The following is a 14,516-nucleotide window of genomic DNA, read 5'->3' as shown; positions in this document are numbered from 1 at the left end:
CTCGCCCTTAAGCTGCAAGATCCAATCCCATACTGCCCCGCACATGAACGACAACACCTCCGTACAGCCCAAACGACAAGGCCTGTCCCGCGTCTGGCACGCGTTTTTTTATTCCATCGAAGGTTTGCGGGCCGGTTGGCACGAGCCGGCTTTTCGGCAAGAGGCCATTTTGGCGGTACTGATTTTGCCCGGGGCCTGGTGGCTGGGCCAAAGCTGGGCCGAGGTGGTGCTGCTCGTGGGCGTGGTGGTGGCGGTGCTGGTGGTGGAGCTGCTCAACACCGCCGTGGAAGCCGCCATTGACCGCATGGGCCCCGAGTGGCATGCGCAGTCCAAGCGGGCCAAAGACACGGCCAGCGCGGCCGTGTTGCTCAGCTTGCTGCTGTGCGGCGGGGTATGGCTGACGGCGCTGTGGCGTTGGTGGGTAGCCTGAGGTTTAGGGCCTGCGCGAGGCGCAGGCCGCAAACACATCCAGCTCGGGCTTTTGCCACCGGGTCTTGACCTGCGCCAGCGTCAGGACCGAATGAAACAGATTGTCGTGCGAGATCGATTCGGAGGCTTGTTTTTGCCAGCAAGCGCCGTCCCAACCCAGCTGTGACTGCAGGGGCTTGGACAGCCACATCACCATGGGCACATGGGTTTGCTCTTTGGGGGCCATCATGTAGGGCATGCCGTGCAGGTAAAGGCCTTTTTCGCCCAGCGATTCGCCATGGTCTGAAACGTAAAGCATGGCCGTTGGGCGCGGTTGGCTTTTGAGCCAACGCACGGTTTGCGACAGCAAGTGGTCGGTGTAGCGCACGGCATTGTCGTAGGCGTTGACGATCTCTTGAGCCGGGCAGTCTTGCAGGACTTTGCTGCGGCATTCGGGCTGGTAGACCTTCATGTCGGCTGGTGTGCGCTTGAAATAGGCCGGGCCGTGGTTGCCCATCTGGTGCAAAACGACCACCGTGCCTGCAGCAGCTGGCCCTGAGCCGCGCGCTTTGTCCAGCTCAGCCAAGCGCTCGGGCAAGACGCGCAGCATGATCTCGTCAAAGCATTCGCCATCTGGGCACAGCGCCGGGTCTTTCAAGTCCAGGGTGCTGGCCACGGTGTTGGAATTTGGCACACGGTCGCACACCCCTTTGCAGCCAGACTGGTTGTCCAGCCACAGCACCTGCATGCCGGCGCGCTGAAGCACGTCCAACAGGTTTTCGTAAGGGGTGTCGTTTTTGGCATAAGCCTCTCGCCCCATGTGAGAAAACATGCAGGGTACCGAGACCTGGGTGTTGGTGCCGCAGGAGCTCACATCGGCAAAGTAGGCCAGCTCACCGCTGCCCTGCAGTTGGCGCAATTGCGGTGTGGTGTCACGCGCATAACCGGCCAGACCGAAGTTGGCCGCACGCACAGTTTCGCCCACGACCAGCACGATCAGCGGCGGCTGTTGCGATGAACCCGGTGCACGCACCAACACGGCGTCTTCCCCGATGGTCTGCAAAGGCATGCGGGCCTGCGCGGTCTGCCCGATCACCAAGCGTGCGCTGGCATACAGGGTGTTGAAGGGGTTGAGCATGTAGCGCATGGATTTTTGGTTGCGCATGGTGGAGGCCAAATCCTGAAACGAGGCCCAGATCACCACCAACATGAGCAGAGTGCCCAAAGCGGCCAAGCCCAATTGACGCCCCAACAAGCGCCGGACAGGCAGCTTCTGGACGGGCTGACGCCACCACCACCAGCCGGGCAGGACCACGCCCAGCGCCAGCACCACCAGCATGGACCAGGACAGCAAATCGCGCACCTCGCGCACATCCGTTTGAACGGTGTTGGCCATCATGGTGGGGTCGATGACAACGCCATACGTGAACATGAAATAACTGTTGGCCGCGGCCACCATGAGCAGCATCACGCCTGCAGGCTTGAGCCAACGGGGCCAGACCAGCAGACTGAGCAGCACCGTGGTGGCCGACAGCACGATCAAACACATGCCCACCAGGCCCAACCAGGTCCGCAGCCCATGGGTGTCGGTCAAGGCCCACATCGCCCGCCACAGGGGCAAATTGCCCAGCGTGCTCAGCCACACGGCCAGCACCAGCAAAAGGCTCAAGGGGTGCCAAGGGCGGCGAAGCAAGGCAACAGCAGGGGCTAGATCAGAGGAGGTGGAGGTCATGGGCAAGACATGGGAACGAATGGCAAAGCAACTACCATCATTATGAAAACCCAGTCTTACCGCAACATTAAGCTTGGCCTGATGGCTGGCCAGTAGCGGGCCAGACCAAGGCGAAACGCTTGCCAAAAGGTGCAGCGCCGCCATCGCGCACCAGCTGCGCGCCCTGGCTTTGGGCGATGCGCTCGGCCAAAGTGAGGCCAATGCCCAGGCCCGTGTTGGAGCTTGTGCCCGTGTCGGGTGCCGTTTCAGAGCCCGAGGTGCGCACAGCGCTCAAGTCACCGCCGTCGTCGCTGACCGACAGCGTCACCTGGCCTGAGGCATCGCGGGCCACGCGCACCTCGACGTAAGTGCCCGTCGGGTTGTGGCGCAAGGCGTTGTCCACCAGGTTGCGCAAGGCCAGCTCCAGCAAGGTGGCCTGCCCGGGCAGCACCAATGACTCGGGCGCTTCGAGCGCGATGTCTTGGCCCAGCTCGTGGGCCAGCGCCGCATGCTCAGACACCACGCGCAACGCCAAAGCGCACAGGTTCACGGGCTCGGACTGGTCACCCGTCAGGCTTTGGGCCCGCGCCAGGTCCAGCAGCTGCGTCAAGATGCGCCCCGCACGCAAAGCGCCCTGCTCCACCGCCTGCAAAGCCTGGGCTTGTTCGGCAGGCCCGCCCCCGTTGCGCGCACGCCGGGCCTGCAGCACCAGCGCTGTCAGGGGGGTGCGCAGCTCGTGGGCCACGTCGGCGGCAAAGCGCCTCTCCCGGCCAATCTGGGCCTGCAGGCGCAGCACCAAAGCGTTGATGGACTGCACCGTCACGCCCAGCTCCCGGTAAGGCTGCTGCGGCACCAGGGTTTGGCCAGCATCGACATCAAGCGCAGCGATCTTGCCCGACAAGCGCTGCAAGGGCAGCAGGCCGCGCCGAATGGCCGAGGCCAGCATCAGCGCCACCAAAGGCAAAAACACCAGCGCAGGCAGCAGGATGTGCTCGGAAATATCAGCGGCCAGCGCATCACGGCGCGCCGGGTCCAGAAAAACCGCCACGCGGCGCAACGGGACTGAGCCGGCCGACTCTGCGACATACACCCGCCAATCCTGCGAGACGCCCTGCAGCGTCAGGCTCAGCGTCTGGTGGCCCAGCGCCAAGCGCGGTGGCAATTGGGCGTGCACGCCGTGCGAGTCCCAGACCAGGCGCTCGTCCTGCCAGACCACCACATGAAATTCTGGCGCGTAGGCGTTGGGCGGGTGCTGGCTCAGGGCCGCAGGCAGCGCTGCGGGATGGGCCACTGGCGGCTTTGGCGCACCGGGCGCCGACAAGGGCGGCTTGAGCGCCTCACTTGGGGGCTGATCCAGCGGCTGGCTGAGCAGCAATTTCGCAGCCGACACCAGCAGACCGTCGCTGATTTCTTCGGCCTCGTGGTAGCCCGTGGAATAGGCCAGCCCGGCCAACAACAGCCACAGGGCCACCACCGCCCCCAGCGCCCAGGCCCACAGGTAACGCCACAGAGAGCGGTCTTGGGCCTGGCCAGGATTGGCCTGCGCACTTGTGGCTTGGCCCATCAAGCCCTCCCTTGGGGTTCTGGCACCGGCACAAAGTAGCCCACGCCGCGCACCGTCTTGACCAGGCCGTCGCCCAATTTGCGGCGCAGGTGGTGCATGTGCACCTCCAAGGCATTGCTGTCCAGCACTTCGTCAAAGCCATACAGCGCTTGCTCCAGCCGCTGGCGCGACAACACCTGCCCGCTGCCGCGCAGCAGCGCCAGCAGCAAGGCAAATTCCTTGGCCCGCAGCGTCACGGGCTCGCCGTTGCGCACCACGGTGTGGGCGGCCGGGTCGACCACCAGATCACCGTGGCGCAGCAGCGGCGAGGCGCGGCCTTCGCTGCGGCGCAAGGCCACGCGCATGCGGGCCAGCAACTCTTCGGGCTCGAAGGGCTTGACCACATAGTCGTCGGCCCCCTCGTCCAGTCCGGCCACCCGGTCGGGCAAGGCATCGCGGGCGGTCATGATCAGCACGGGCATGACGCTGCCCGAGCGTCGCACCTGGCGCAGCCAGTCCAGCCCATCGCCGTCGGGCAGGCTCAGGTCCAGCAGCACCAAATCAAAAGGCTCCACGCGCAGCGCCGCAGAGGCCAGTGCCAGCGTGGACGTCACATCCACCGCGTAGCCGCTGGCCCGCAGGGTCGCGGCCAGGCCCGTGGCAATGCCCGCGTCGTCTTCCACAATCAATACCCGCATCGTCCCAGTCCCATTGGCGTGAGTGGTCATTTGTTGAAGCTCGATTGTGTCAGGTGTGGTGTCCATGGTTGGCATCGTGCCAGGGCCCAATTAAGGCAGCCTTAATGCGGCGGCTCTTTAATGCCCGCCATGACCCTCATGGCCCACGACAAGATTGAAAATACTGCCCTGCCACACAAGAGGATGCAAAACCGGTTTGGGTCAGCATCACTCGGACTGTGGCTGTGGCTCGCGGGCGTGGCTCTGACCCTGACCTGGGATGCCTCAGGGGCGGACATCCGCGTGATGGCTTGGCTGGGGGGTGCGCAGGGGTTTGTGCTGCGCGACCACTGGTGGCTCAGCAGCATTGGACATGACGGCACCAAACGGCTTGCCGTGTTGCTGTACCTTGGCATCGTGTGGATGGCGATCCGACCCATGGGCATCTGGCGCCAGATGCCGCGCATGCAGCGGCTAGAAATCGTCGTAGGCATCAGTCTGAGCTTGCTGGCGGTCACCGCCCTCAAACGCGTGAGCTTGACCAGCTGCCCATGGGAGCTGCGGGCATTTGGAGGCATCGCCAACCATGTCTCGCACTGGGCTTGGGGTGTCACCGATGGCGGCAGTGGCCATTGCTTTCCGGGCGGGCATGCCTCCAGCGCTTTGGCATTCGTGGCCCTGAGCCTGCCGTGGCTGGCCTCCACCCAGCGCCATGAGCGGCGAACAGGACAAAAACTCCTGGCGGCTGTCTTGCTGATGGGCTTGGTTCTGGGTGCCATCCAAACCCTGCGAGGCGCCCACTACCCCAGCCATACGGCTTGGACAGCCTTGATTTGCGCAGCAGTGGCCTGGGTCAATCAACGCTTTTTTACGGCTTATCGATCCTGGTCACTGCGCGACTGCTGAGCACAAAGAACGTTTGACGCTCAGCAGGCAGCGGTCAGCCACAGCAGGATCGGCCCATCCCGACTGGTCACTGATACTTCAAGCCCTGCGCACCCAAGCCGGCAGCGGCGCGGCTTTGTGCAGCACGTCCTGGTGCAACCAGGTGGCGCTGCGCCGGGCGCGTTCGGCCACGGTCTCCAGCGGCAGTTGTTGGTAGTCGTCGTTGAAGACCTCGAAGCTGTAGTCGCCCCGGTAGCCCAGGCGGTCAAGACGCAACACCAGATCGGCCAGTTGCGCGCTGTGGACACCTTCGCCCGGGAACACTCGGAAGGTGCGGGCCGTGGTCATGCGCTCTTCAAAGGTGGGGGTCTCTTGCCACATGAAGTCTGACAACTGAACCAGAAAAATCTTGTCAGGGTCCAGCGCTTCGATGGCGTCCAGCTCGGTTTTGGCAGCAAAGATGTGAAACGAATCGATGCCCAGACCCAAATTGGGGCAGTCGGCGCGGCAGACCACGTCCCAGCTGGTGGTGAATTCATTGACGGTGCGGCCCCAGGACAGGGCTTCGTAAGCGATCTTGATGCCCAAGGGCACGGCCAGCATGGCGAGTTTTTTCAGGTCGGCGGCGATGGCGTCGAGGTCTTGCGTCGCATGGCGCGAGGTGGACGAGCAAGCGAGCAACACCTGGCTGCCGGTGGCCGCGCACATCTTGAGCATGGCCTTGGCCATGTCGATCTTGTAGCTGTGCAGATGACCCGACAAGCCTTCAAAGTCGCGCAACACCTGAAAGCCTGTGGGCCGCAAGCCACTTTGGCGCACAGCCTCCACCGCCGCTTTCACGCCACCGGGGTGCGTGACCAGATCGCGGGCCATCAGCATCACCTGCGAAAAACCAGCGCCCTTCATCGCGGCCAACTTGGCCTCCAGGGTGCCGGCCATGGTGATGGTGTCCATGCCATAGCCATCCAGCAAGCTCATGTGCGGCCTCATTGGTGAACGAGTTCAAAAGCCACCGAACCCAGCGTGGCGCGTGTCAGTGCGCCCCGGTCTTCAGGGTGCAAGCGGGCGGACTCGACAAACTCCACACCACGGGCCTTGAGCGCAGCCACGGCTTGCCCCACATCGGGCACGCCAAAACCAATACGCTGCAAGCGCTCTGGGCTGTCGTCGCCGTCCATCCAGGGCTCGGGCTCGACCAATTGCCACAAGAAACCGCCGCAAGGGCTTTTCATGAGCTTGCCTTTAGGCAAGATGCCAAATCGCTCTTCATCGGAAATGGTGCTGAAGTCGAACATGTGTTCGTAATAGGTTTGCCATTCGGCGCTGCGGGCCGCGCCGATGTACTGCACCACCCCAAAGTAACTCATTCCAGCCAGCGCAGGTGGGTTGGGGTCCACGGTGGGGATGGGCTTGAAGTCGATGTCGTAGATCGAGAACTCTTTCCAACGGTCCACAAAGTAAAATCGGCTGCCGCCCGGGCCGTGGATGGCGGGAATGTGCAGCTCCATGGCCTGCGCGTGGCTGTCCACGTTCCATGCACCCAAATCAATGCAGCGGGTGTGTGCCTTCAGTGCGTCCTGCGCCCGAAAGGCCACGGCCGAGATGACCGGCTGGCCGTCCACGGTGTTGCTCACGCGGGCGTCGTCTGGGTTGGCGTTCACCACCAGGTTCATGCCGCCCTGGCGGTAGAGCGTCACCTCACGCGAGCGGTGACGCGCCACGGGGCGAAAGCCCATGTTTTCGAGCACCTGACCCAAGGCCTGCGGTCGGCTGGTGGCGTATTCGATGAATTCAATGCCGGCAATGCCCAATCGGTTGGGCATGTCCGGCACGGCTTCGCGGTCCACTTTGTTCATGGTCATCTGTTCACTCCGTGAGGGGAATTCGTTGGGCTTAGTAGCTCAGCATGGCACCACGGCGCAAGACTTCTGCCGTGGTGGAGGGCAAACCGAAATATTCCAGATAAGCCGGGATCTGTTCATACAACATATCCGTGCCCACCTGTGTGCGGCAACCGCGTGCTTGGGCTGCGGCCAAAAACGCGGTGGTCTCGGCCTTCATGACCACCTCGCCCACAAAGGTCTTGGGCGACAGCCGCGAAACATCTAGGGGCAACGGGTCGCCCTCGTTCATACCTAAGGGCGTAGCGTTGACGACGAGGTCGTGATCGATCGGATCGTTCGAGCCCGTATGGACGTCGATTTGGGTGTAATTCGTTTTCAATCGTTGGGCCAAGGCCTCGCAACCCGCGCTGTTCACGTCGAACAGGCTGATGGCTGCAATGCCTGCGCCCGCCAGCGAGGCGGCAATCGCGCAACCCACACCGCCTGTACCGACGACGAGCACGCGTTTGCCCGTTAGGTCAAAACCCTTGCGCTGCACGCCGCGCACAAAACCGGCACCGTCAAACATGTCGCCCACCAAGCGGCCATCGGGCAGGCGCTTGACCGCGTTGCAAGCCCCCGCCACGCGCACGGTGGCGGTGACTTCGTCGAGCAAACCCACAGTGCTGACCTTGTGCGGCATGGTGATCAGCGCGCCCCGGATGTTGTCGAGGCTGAACACCGACCGGAGGAAAACCGGGTAGTTCTCGGCTTTGCAGCCCATGGGCACCACCACCGCGTTGATACCCGCCTCCTCAAAGTACGGGTTGTAAATCATCGGTGACTTGAAGGTGTGCGTGGGGTAGCCGATGTGCGCGATGAGTTCGGTGTGGCCGTTGATCATGGGCTGATAGAAAGAGGCCCGCATCTTTCAAGCATGTGGGCTGAAGAAATCAGGAAATGCCCCCTGCAGGCGGGGCCTGAGCCGCTGCAGCACCAGGCTGCAGCGGGCTCATCTCAAACCAGGGTCACGGCGCGTGCTGTGGCCACAGGGCTTACTTGCGCAGCTTGGCCAGCTCGGCTTGCAGCTCGGCCACGGTGGCCGCAATCGGCTCGCCGTGCTTGGCAATCACGGGCTTCATCTTCTCGCGCAAGATGGCCACTTCGGCTGCGGGCAAGGTGGTCACTTGCATGCCGCCTTTTTTCAGGTTCTCGAGCAAGCTCGCTTCCTGGGCACGGGCCTGGGCACGCTGGAACTTGGACGACTCGGCAGCGGCGTCGCTCAGAATTTTCTTGTCAGCGGCCGACAGGGTGTCCCAAAACTTTTTGCTGATCACAATCGACTGTGGGTTGTACTGGTGACCGGTCAGGGTCAGGTGCTTTTGCACTTCGTACAACTTGGCGCCGTTGATGGTGGCCACCGGGTTTTCCTGGCCGTCCACCGCCTTTTGTTCCAGGGCTGCGTACAGCTCAGGGAATGGCAGAGGTGTTGGGTTGGCACCCAGGGCCTTGACCCAGTCCACGTTGATCGGGTTGGGAATCACGCGCAGCTTGAGGCCTTCGATGTCCGAGACCTTGTTGATGGCGCGGCGGCCGTTGGTCAGGTTGCGAAAGCCCAGTTCGTAGTAGCCCAGACCGACCAGGCCTTTTTCTTCCAGCTTGGCGTGCATCTTTTTGCCAAAGGCACCGTCCACCACCACATCGGCTTCCTGGCCGCTGGCGAACAGGAAGGGGAAGTCAAACACGGCAAAGTCCTTGACCTGCGAGGCAAAGATGCCCGAGTTCATCGAGGCCATCTCCAAGGTGCCGCCCTGAATGGCCGAGACGTTGGCCTGGTCGCTGCCCAAAGCGCCACCGGGGAACAGGTTGACCTTGAGTTTGCCGCCGGACTGCTTCTCGACGATCTCCTTGAACTTCTCCATGCCCTGGACGATGGGGTGTCCCGCCGCGTTCTGGTTGGCGAACTTGATGGTCCTGTCTTGCGCCGAAGCCACGCCCATGGCGGCCAGCGCCACGGTGGCGATCAAGGACTTGATGAATACACGTTTCATGAAGGGTCTCCAGATAAAAGAAGGACGTACGCTGTGCATCAAAGGGCTGGTTGTCAGGCGTACCCGATCAGACAACCACACCCGGGAATCAATAAAACCAACGCGCGGGCACCATCACCAAAGCCGGGAAGGCCACCATGGCGAACATGATGGTGAATTGGGCGAGCATGAACGGCATGACCCCCCGGGTCACCTCGTCCATGCTGATTTTTCCAACGCCTGCCACGGCATTGAGCACCGTGCCCACAGGCGGTGTGATCAGGCCAATGGCGCAGTTGATGATGAACAGCACACCGAAATAAATCGGGTCGATGCCTGCCGCCTTGACCACCGGCATGAGCACCGGGGTCAAAAGCAAAATGGTGGGCGTCATGTCGAGTGCAGTGCCCACCACGATGATGATTACCATGATGGTGAACATGAGCAAACGGGGGCTGTCGAGCATGGGCTGCAGGATGTCGATCAGCTGGGCGGGCAAATTGGCCACCGTGATGAGCCAGGCCGAGACCATGGCGGCCGCCACCAAAAACATCACGACCGCGCTGGTTTTGGCAGCACTCACAAACAAGGGGTACAAGTCCTTCAAGCCCAGCTCGCGGTAAACGAAAGTAGAGATGAACAAGGCGTAAACCGCCGCCACCACGGCCGCTTCGGTCGGGGTGAAGACCCCAAACTTCAGACCAAACACCACAATGAGCGGCATCACCAAAGCCCATGTGGCTTCACGCATGGCCACGCCAATTTCTCGCAGGGTTTTGCGCGGCGGCACCTGCACCAGCTCGCGCCGCGCCAACCACCACCAGGTGACCCACAGCGATGCGCCCAGCATGATGCCCGGCACGATGCCGGCCATGAACAGTTTGGAGATGGACACATTGCCCGCCACGCCAAAGATCACAAAGCCGATGCTGGGTGGAATCACCGGGGCGATGATGCCGGCCGAGGCGATCAGCCCCGCCGAGCGGGCCCGGTCGTGGCCAGCCGCCACCATCATGGGCAAGAGCAAAGCCGACAAGGCGGCCGCATCGGCCACCGCAGAGCCCGACAAGGCCGCCATGATCACGGCCGCCATGATGGTCACGTAACCCAGGCCACCTTTGATGTGGCCCACACAAGCCATCGCAAAGTTCACGATGCGGCGCGACAAGCCGCCCGCGTTCATCACCTCACCCGCCAGCATGAAAAACGGCACGGCCAGCAGGGGGAAACTGTTCGAGCCCTCGAGCAGGTTTTGCGCGAGGATCTGGGCATCGAACATGTCCAGGTGCCACATCAGGGCCACACCGCAGATCAGCAAAGAAAAAGCGATCGGGATGCCAATGGCCATCGCGCCCAGCAGAGAAAAAACAAAAATGGTGATCGTCATGTGGTTGTCTCCGCCGCGCTCAGGTTTTGTCAGCGCCGTGGGGCGACTCTTCGGATTCCTGGACCATGACCAGGTCTTCGTCGCGCATGCGCCCGGTCAGCAATCGCAGCAGTTCGGTCAGCAAAATCAAGCCACCCAACACCGCAAACACCACACCGGGTGCGTACACCCAGGCCATGGACGCCTCCATCACCGCGCTGGTGCTGCCCAGGTTGATCACGGTTTGCTGGTAAGCCCCTTTGAACAGCAGCCAGCAGATGAACAGCATGGCCACATAAGACAAAGCCAAACAAAACTTTTTCCCGGCAGCGCCGAGTTGGCCCACCAGCATGTCGGTGCCCAAATGGCCGTGCTCCTTCAAGGCCACGATCGCGCCCATGAAGGTCATCCAGACAAACAACCAACGCGACAACTCTTCAGACAGGGTGATGCCCGAGTTGAAGCCGTAGCGCATGACCACGTTGCCAAACACCAGCACCACCATCACGGCCAGGCACACGGCCATGACCAGGTTCAGGGCTTTGCACAACCCATCCATCATTTTTTGAACCAACACACATCTCCACAAAGGACTTGCCCATAATGTACGAACTGGTTAGTTTTCCAGGGGTAAGTGTTTACCCTAGGCCCTGCCCGCATTCGGGAGCTGGCCGTTATGCCGAAATGGATTGACTGACGAAGCGCAGGATCAACTCGACCACATGCACCCGCTTGAGGGTATCGGCCTTGTCCTGGCTGGCCCGGTCCTGAAAAATCAGACCAAAGGTGTGGCGGTTGGAGACGTTGAAAAACGTGAAGGCCGAAATCGCCGAGTGAATGTCCACCGGGTCCAGCCCCGAGCGGAACACGCCTTGCGCCACCCCCCGGTCGTACACCGCTTTCACCGAGGCAATGGCGTTGGTGTTGAGTGCCTGAATGCTCTGGCTTTGCCGCAAATAGTCGCCGCGCTGGATGTTCTCGTTCATCACCAGACGAATGAAGTCTTCGTTGTCGCGGTGGTGGTCGTAAGTGAACTCCACCAGTTTTTGCAGTGCGTCCACAGGCGGCAAGTCGTCCAGGTGCAGATCGGATTCGATGGACCGCATGCGCCGGTAAGCCTCTTCGAGCACCGCCAGGTACAAGCCGTCCTTGCTGCCGAAGTAGTAATAGATCATGCGCTTGCTGGTGCGCGTGGTCGCCGCAATGGCGTCGATGCGCGCGCCGCTCAGCCCCTTGTCGGCAAATTCGTGCGTGGCCACGGCAAGGATCTCGGCCATGGTGCGCGCCGGGTCATTGGTGCGGCCTGCCCCGCCGCAAGCGCTCAGCGGCTGCTCTGAAGAATGTACCGGTTGGTTCATCGGTCGAAGTATAGAGCGCCTGATTGACCAACAAGTGACGCCCTTGTGGCCTGTTCGCGGCTAAAGTGGGCACATGACGCTTCACACAAAGGAACAAGCATGACCCACATCGGCATGATCGGCATTGGCATGATGGGCCACGGCATCGCGAGCAACCTGCTCAAGCACGGGAACCACCTCACCGTCCTCGAACACGCGGGCAACCAGCCGCTGGACACCCTGATGGCCGCAGGTGCACAAACGTGCAGCACGCCTCAGACCTTGGCGGCGCTGTCAGACATCATCATCTTGTGCGTCACGGGCACGCCGCAGGTCGAAGCGGTGCTGCTCGGGGACGACGGTGTCTTGAAGGGCCTGCGTCCCGGCACCGTCGTGATCGACTGCTCCACGGCCGTGCCCGCCTCCACCGAAAAAGTCGCGGCTTTGGTCATGGCCCAGGGCGGGCAGTTCCTCGACTCGCCCATGACCCGCACGCCCAAGGAAGCTGCCGAAGGCCGTTTGAATTTGCTGGTCGGTGGTGATGCCGCGCTGTTTGAGCGCTGCCGCCCCATCCTGGCCTGCTTTGCAGAAAACATCGTGCACACCGGGCCCATTGGCTCGGGGCACCGCATGAAGCTCTTGCACAACTACGTGTCGCTGGGCACCGTGACGCTGCTGGCCGAGGCCGCGGCTTGCGCCCAGCGCGCCGGCGTGGACGCCAGCACCTTTGTCGAGGTGCTCAGCAAAGGCGGCGGCTGGGGCGCGGCGCTCGATCGCCTCAAGCCCACACTCCTCTCTGGCGACACCTCGGGCCTGCGCTTTTCCATGAGCAATGCGCTCAAGGACCTGAGCTACTACAACCAGATGGCCAGTGACACCCACGCCGACCACACCGTGGCCCAAGCGGTCAAAACCACCCTGGAGACCGCCTGCCGCGAGGGCGACCCCAACGCACTGGTGCCCGAGCTGATCGCGCTGCTGGCCAAGCGGCCCAGCCCCTGAGGCCTCAAGCCTGTCCCGAAGCAGGCAGGGGTAACTTGTTCATCGTGATCACCCCAAACGGGCAGCGCCGCTCGCACAGGCTGCAGCCGGTGCAGGCGGGCGCGTCGTGAAGCACCGAACGCTTGCGCCAAGCCACCACCTCCAGGCTCAGCACACGCGGCGGACACGCCGCCACGCACCAGCCGCAACCGGTGCAACGCTCGGTGTCAATATGGGGCAGCAGCATGAAGCAGACGAAAAACCAAAGGTGTGAACACGGCGGTATTTTCACCTGCCTTGAAACGACCAAGGCCGACACGCGGTCGGCCCTGGTCAGGCGGCAAACACAGCCCGAACGGACAGGCTTAGGGTTCAGGCTGGACTACAGGATCAAGGCGTCAGCACCAGATTCTTCAGCGTGGTGCTGCCCTCCAGCCCCAAGTTGAGCACCGGGTCCGTGCTTTGGGTGGTGTAGCCGGTGGCCGTGCCGCTCAGGTTGTAGCGCCCGGCCACCATGCCATCGGTGCTGAAGCTCAAGGCTGCTCCCGGAACATAAGTCGCTTTCACAGCCGCCGCCAAAGGCAGGCGCAGGCTGAAATCGGCATTGACCACGTTAACTCCGGTCGAGGCCACAGCCAGCACCTGCCCTGTGCTCAGGGTTTGGCTGGCCGACACCACGGCCTCGGTCAGCAAGTCATTGGCCGTGTTGGTGACCACGCCCGCCACCGAGGCCATGGCCGAAGCCGCAGGCAAGATCGCGGTCTGCGCGGTGTTGAGCGCCGTGACGCCCGTGGCCAGGGACACCGGCACATTGGTGATCGCGGCGGTGGTCAAGTCCTGGCCGGACACCACCACGGTGTAGTTGGTGTTGGCAGGCAAATACGCCAAGGTGAATTTGCCCGTGGTGGGGTTGGGCACCGTGGCGCGCAGGTTGTTGTCGGGGTCGCGCGTGCTCACCACCACATTGGCCGCGATCGACGGATCGACAAAGCCTTCGATGGCCGTGCCCAATCGCGGAATCACCGCCACCACGGGTTTGAGGTTGTAGCGCCCGGAAGCGCCCGCCCGCACAATGGATCGGCAAGCGTCAAAGTCCAGCACCATGTCGGACACCTGACCGTTTTGCACCTCAAAAAGGGCCTTGAGCTTGAAGCCGCTTCGCTGGGCGCTGGGGATGCTCAGTGCCACCTCGTTCGTGCTGCCCGAGAGCACCAGCGCATTGGCCAGTGGGTTGGCGGAAGACGGGTTGGAGGGGTTGTCTGCCAGAATCAATCGCACCTGCTGGTAGGTGCCCGCCGGCAAGGCCAGGCTGCCCAACTCCAGCAGCTGGCCATTGGTCAGCGTGAGCAAATCGATGCGCTGCGCGGGGATGCTCAACTCGCGCCAGCCCAGCAACTCCGAGCCATCGGCCGCAGCGCTTTGGTGGACCCGGATTTTGTTCACGGTGACATAGACATGGTCATAGCCGCAGGCGGGTGCATCGGTCATGGCGAGCTGGAGTGTGCCCATGGCGGGCGGATCGTCATCGCCCCCACAAGCAGCCAAACCTGCCAACAGCAAGCCCAAGCCTGTCCATGCTGCCCAACGAGGCAAGGGGGGTGAAATGTGTGTGCGCATGCTGCTCTCCAAGCGTGGAAATGGGGGCCGTTGTGGTTTGGGCTGCACGCCTGAACCTGCCCCCATGGTCGCGCATGGGCCTTCACATGACCATATGCCTGTTGGTCAATTTTGGGCGGGTGCTGGCCAACTCCGCGC

At 62.5% G+C, this 14,516-nt stretch carries 15 protein-coding genes; 3 read left to right on the top strand and 12 right to left on the bottom strand.

All coding sequences use genetic code 11. The annotated features are described in order from the left end of the window. The first annotated feature begins 43 nt into the window (after positions 1 to 43). Complete coding sequence (locus QZ190_RS05275) at positions 44 to 430, top strand: diacylglycerol kinase (RefSeq protein ID WP_291914372.1); 387 nt, start codon at positions 44 to 46, stop codon at positions 428 to 430. 3 nt (positions 431 to 433) lie between these two features. Here the strand turns inward: QZ190_RS05275 and QZ190_RS05270 are convergent, their stop codons facing one another. The 3 genes from QZ190_RS05270 to QZ190_RS05260 all read right to left on the bottom strand — a co-directional run bounded on the left by QZ190_RS05270 (position 434) and on the right by QZ190_RS05260 (position 4,360). Further along, positions 434 to 2,140 carry a phosphoethanolamine transferase gene (locus QZ190_RS05270; RefSeq protein WP_291914370.1) on the bottom strand — a complete coding sequence of 569 codons (1,707 nt, stop codon included), beginning with the start codon at positions 2,138 to 2,140 and terminating at the stop codon, positions 434 to 436. Between the two features lie 67 nt (positions 2,141 to 2,207). Continuing rightward, positions 2,208 to 3,683 (bottom strand): histidine kinase dimerization/phospho-acceptor domain-containing protein, encoded by a 1,476-nt coding sequence (locus QZ190_RS05265; protein ID WP_291914367.1) that lies wholly within the window; start codon positions 3,681 to 3,683, stop codon positions 2,208 to 2,210. After that, positions 3,683 to 4,360, bottom strand: coding sequence for a response regulator (locus QZ190_RS05260; RefSeq protein ID WP_291914364.1), 678 nt, complete (start codon positions 4,358 to 4,360; stop codon positions 3,683 to 3,685). The genes QZ190_RS05265 and QZ190_RS05260 overlap by 1 nt, the downstream gene beginning before the upstream one ends. Positions 4,361 to 4,597: 237 nt before the next feature. Here QZ190_RS05260 and QZ190_RS05255 point away from each other — a divergent pair, with 237 nt between their 5' ends. Beyond that, positions 4,598 to 5,245 (top strand): phosphatase PAP2 family protein, encoded by a 648-nt coding sequence (locus QZ190_RS05255; RefSeq protein ID WP_291914361.1) that lies wholly within the window; start codon positions 4,598 to 4,600, stop codon positions 5,243 to 5,245. A 78-nt stretch (positions 5,246 to 5,323) separates the two neighbouring features. Here the strand turns inward: QZ190_RS05255 and QZ190_RS05250 are convergent, their stop codons facing one another. From QZ190_RS05250 to QZ190_RS05220, 7 genes are all read right to left on the bottom strand, one after another. Further along, positions 5,324 to 6,202 (bottom strand): TIM barrel protein, encoded by an 879-nt coding sequence (locus QZ190_RS05250; RefSeq protein ID WP_291914359.1) that lies wholly within the window; start codon positions 6,200 to 6,202, stop codon positions 5,324 to 5,326. Positions 6,203 to 6,210: 8 nt separating this feature from the next. Next, the gene (locus QZ190_RS05245; protein ID WP_291914357.1) at positions 6,211 to 7,086 is read right to left on the bottom strand and encodes a 4-hydroxyphenylpyruvate dioxygenase; all 876 of its coding nucleotides are present in this window, start codon (positions 7,084 to 7,086) and stop codon (positions 6,211 to 6,213) included. A 31-nt stretch (positions 7,087 to 7,117) separates the two neighbouring features. Beyond that, entirely contained in the window at positions 7,118 to 7,951 is an 834-nt protein-coding gene (locus QZ190_RS05240; RefSeq protein ID WP_291914355.1) for a shikimate dehydrogenase, read from the bottom strand. A 151-nt stretch (positions 7,952 to 8,102) separates the two neighbouring features. Next, entirely contained in the window at positions 8,103 to 9,098 is a 996-nt protein-coding gene (locus tag QZ190_RS05235) for a TRAP transporter substrate-binding protein (RefSeq protein ID WP_090045707.1), read from the bottom strand. A gap of 88 nt (positions 9,099 to 9,186) precedes the next feature. Then, positions 9,187 to 10,464: a TRAP transporter large permease subunit gene (locus QZ190_RS05230; RefSeq protein WP_291914350.1), complete on the bottom strand. Its 1,278-nt coding sequence runs from the start codon at positions 10,462 to 10,464 to the stop codon at positions 9,187 to 9,189. A gap of 19 nt (positions 10,465 to 10,483) precedes the next feature. Then, positions 10,484 to 11,017 carry a TRAP transporter small permease gene (locus QZ190_RS05225; RefSeq protein ID WP_291914346.1) on the bottom strand — a complete coding sequence of 178 codons (534 nt, stop codon included), beginning with the start codon at positions 11,015 to 11,017 and terminating at the stop codon, positions 10,484 to 10,486. 100 nt (positions 11,018 to 11,117) lie between these two features. Then, positions 11,118 to 11,801, bottom strand: coding sequence for a TetR/AcrR family transcriptional regulator (locus tag QZ190_RS05220; RefSeq protein WP_291914343.1), 684 nt, complete (start codon positions 11,799 to 11,801; stop codon positions 11,118 to 11,120). Between the two features lie 45 nt (positions 11,802 to 11,846). Between QZ190_RS05220 and QZ190_RS05215 the strand changes: the two genes are divergently transcribed. Further along, positions 11,847 to 12,782, top strand: a complete 936-nt coding sequence (locus QZ190_RS05215) for an NAD(P)-dependent oxidoreductase (RefSeq protein WP_367114226.1) — start codon at positions 11,847 to 11,849, stop codon at positions 12,780 to 12,782. Between the two features lie 4 nt (positions 12,783 to 12,786). Here QZ190_RS05215 and QZ190_RS05210 read toward each other — a convergent pair whose 3' ends face one another. Next, positions 12,787 to 13,008 carry an ATP-binding protein gene (locus tag QZ190_RS05210; protein ID WP_291914338.1) on the bottom strand — a complete coding sequence of 74 codons (222 nt, stop codon included), beginning with the start codon at positions 13,006 to 13,008 and terminating at the stop codon, positions 12,787 to 12,789. 143 nt (positions 13,009 to 13,151) lie between these two features. After that, on the bottom strand, positions 13,152 to 14,378 hold the full coding sequence (locus QZ190_RS05205) for a DUF4382 domain-containing protein (RefSeq protein ID WP_291914336.1): 1,227 nt from the start codon (positions 14,376 to 14,378) through the stop codon (positions 13,152 to 13,154). Positions 14,379 to 14,516 lie beyond the last annotated feature (138 nt).

Source organism: Limnohabitans sp. (genome assembly GCF_017848645.1).
In the GTDB taxonomy this organism is placed as follows: Bacteria; Pseudomonadota; Gammaproteobacteria; order Burkholderiales; family Burkholderiaceae_C; genus Limnohabitans_A.
Note: the sequence above shows the minus strand (reverse complement) of the source record. Positions and strands in the feature narration are given on the sequence as shown.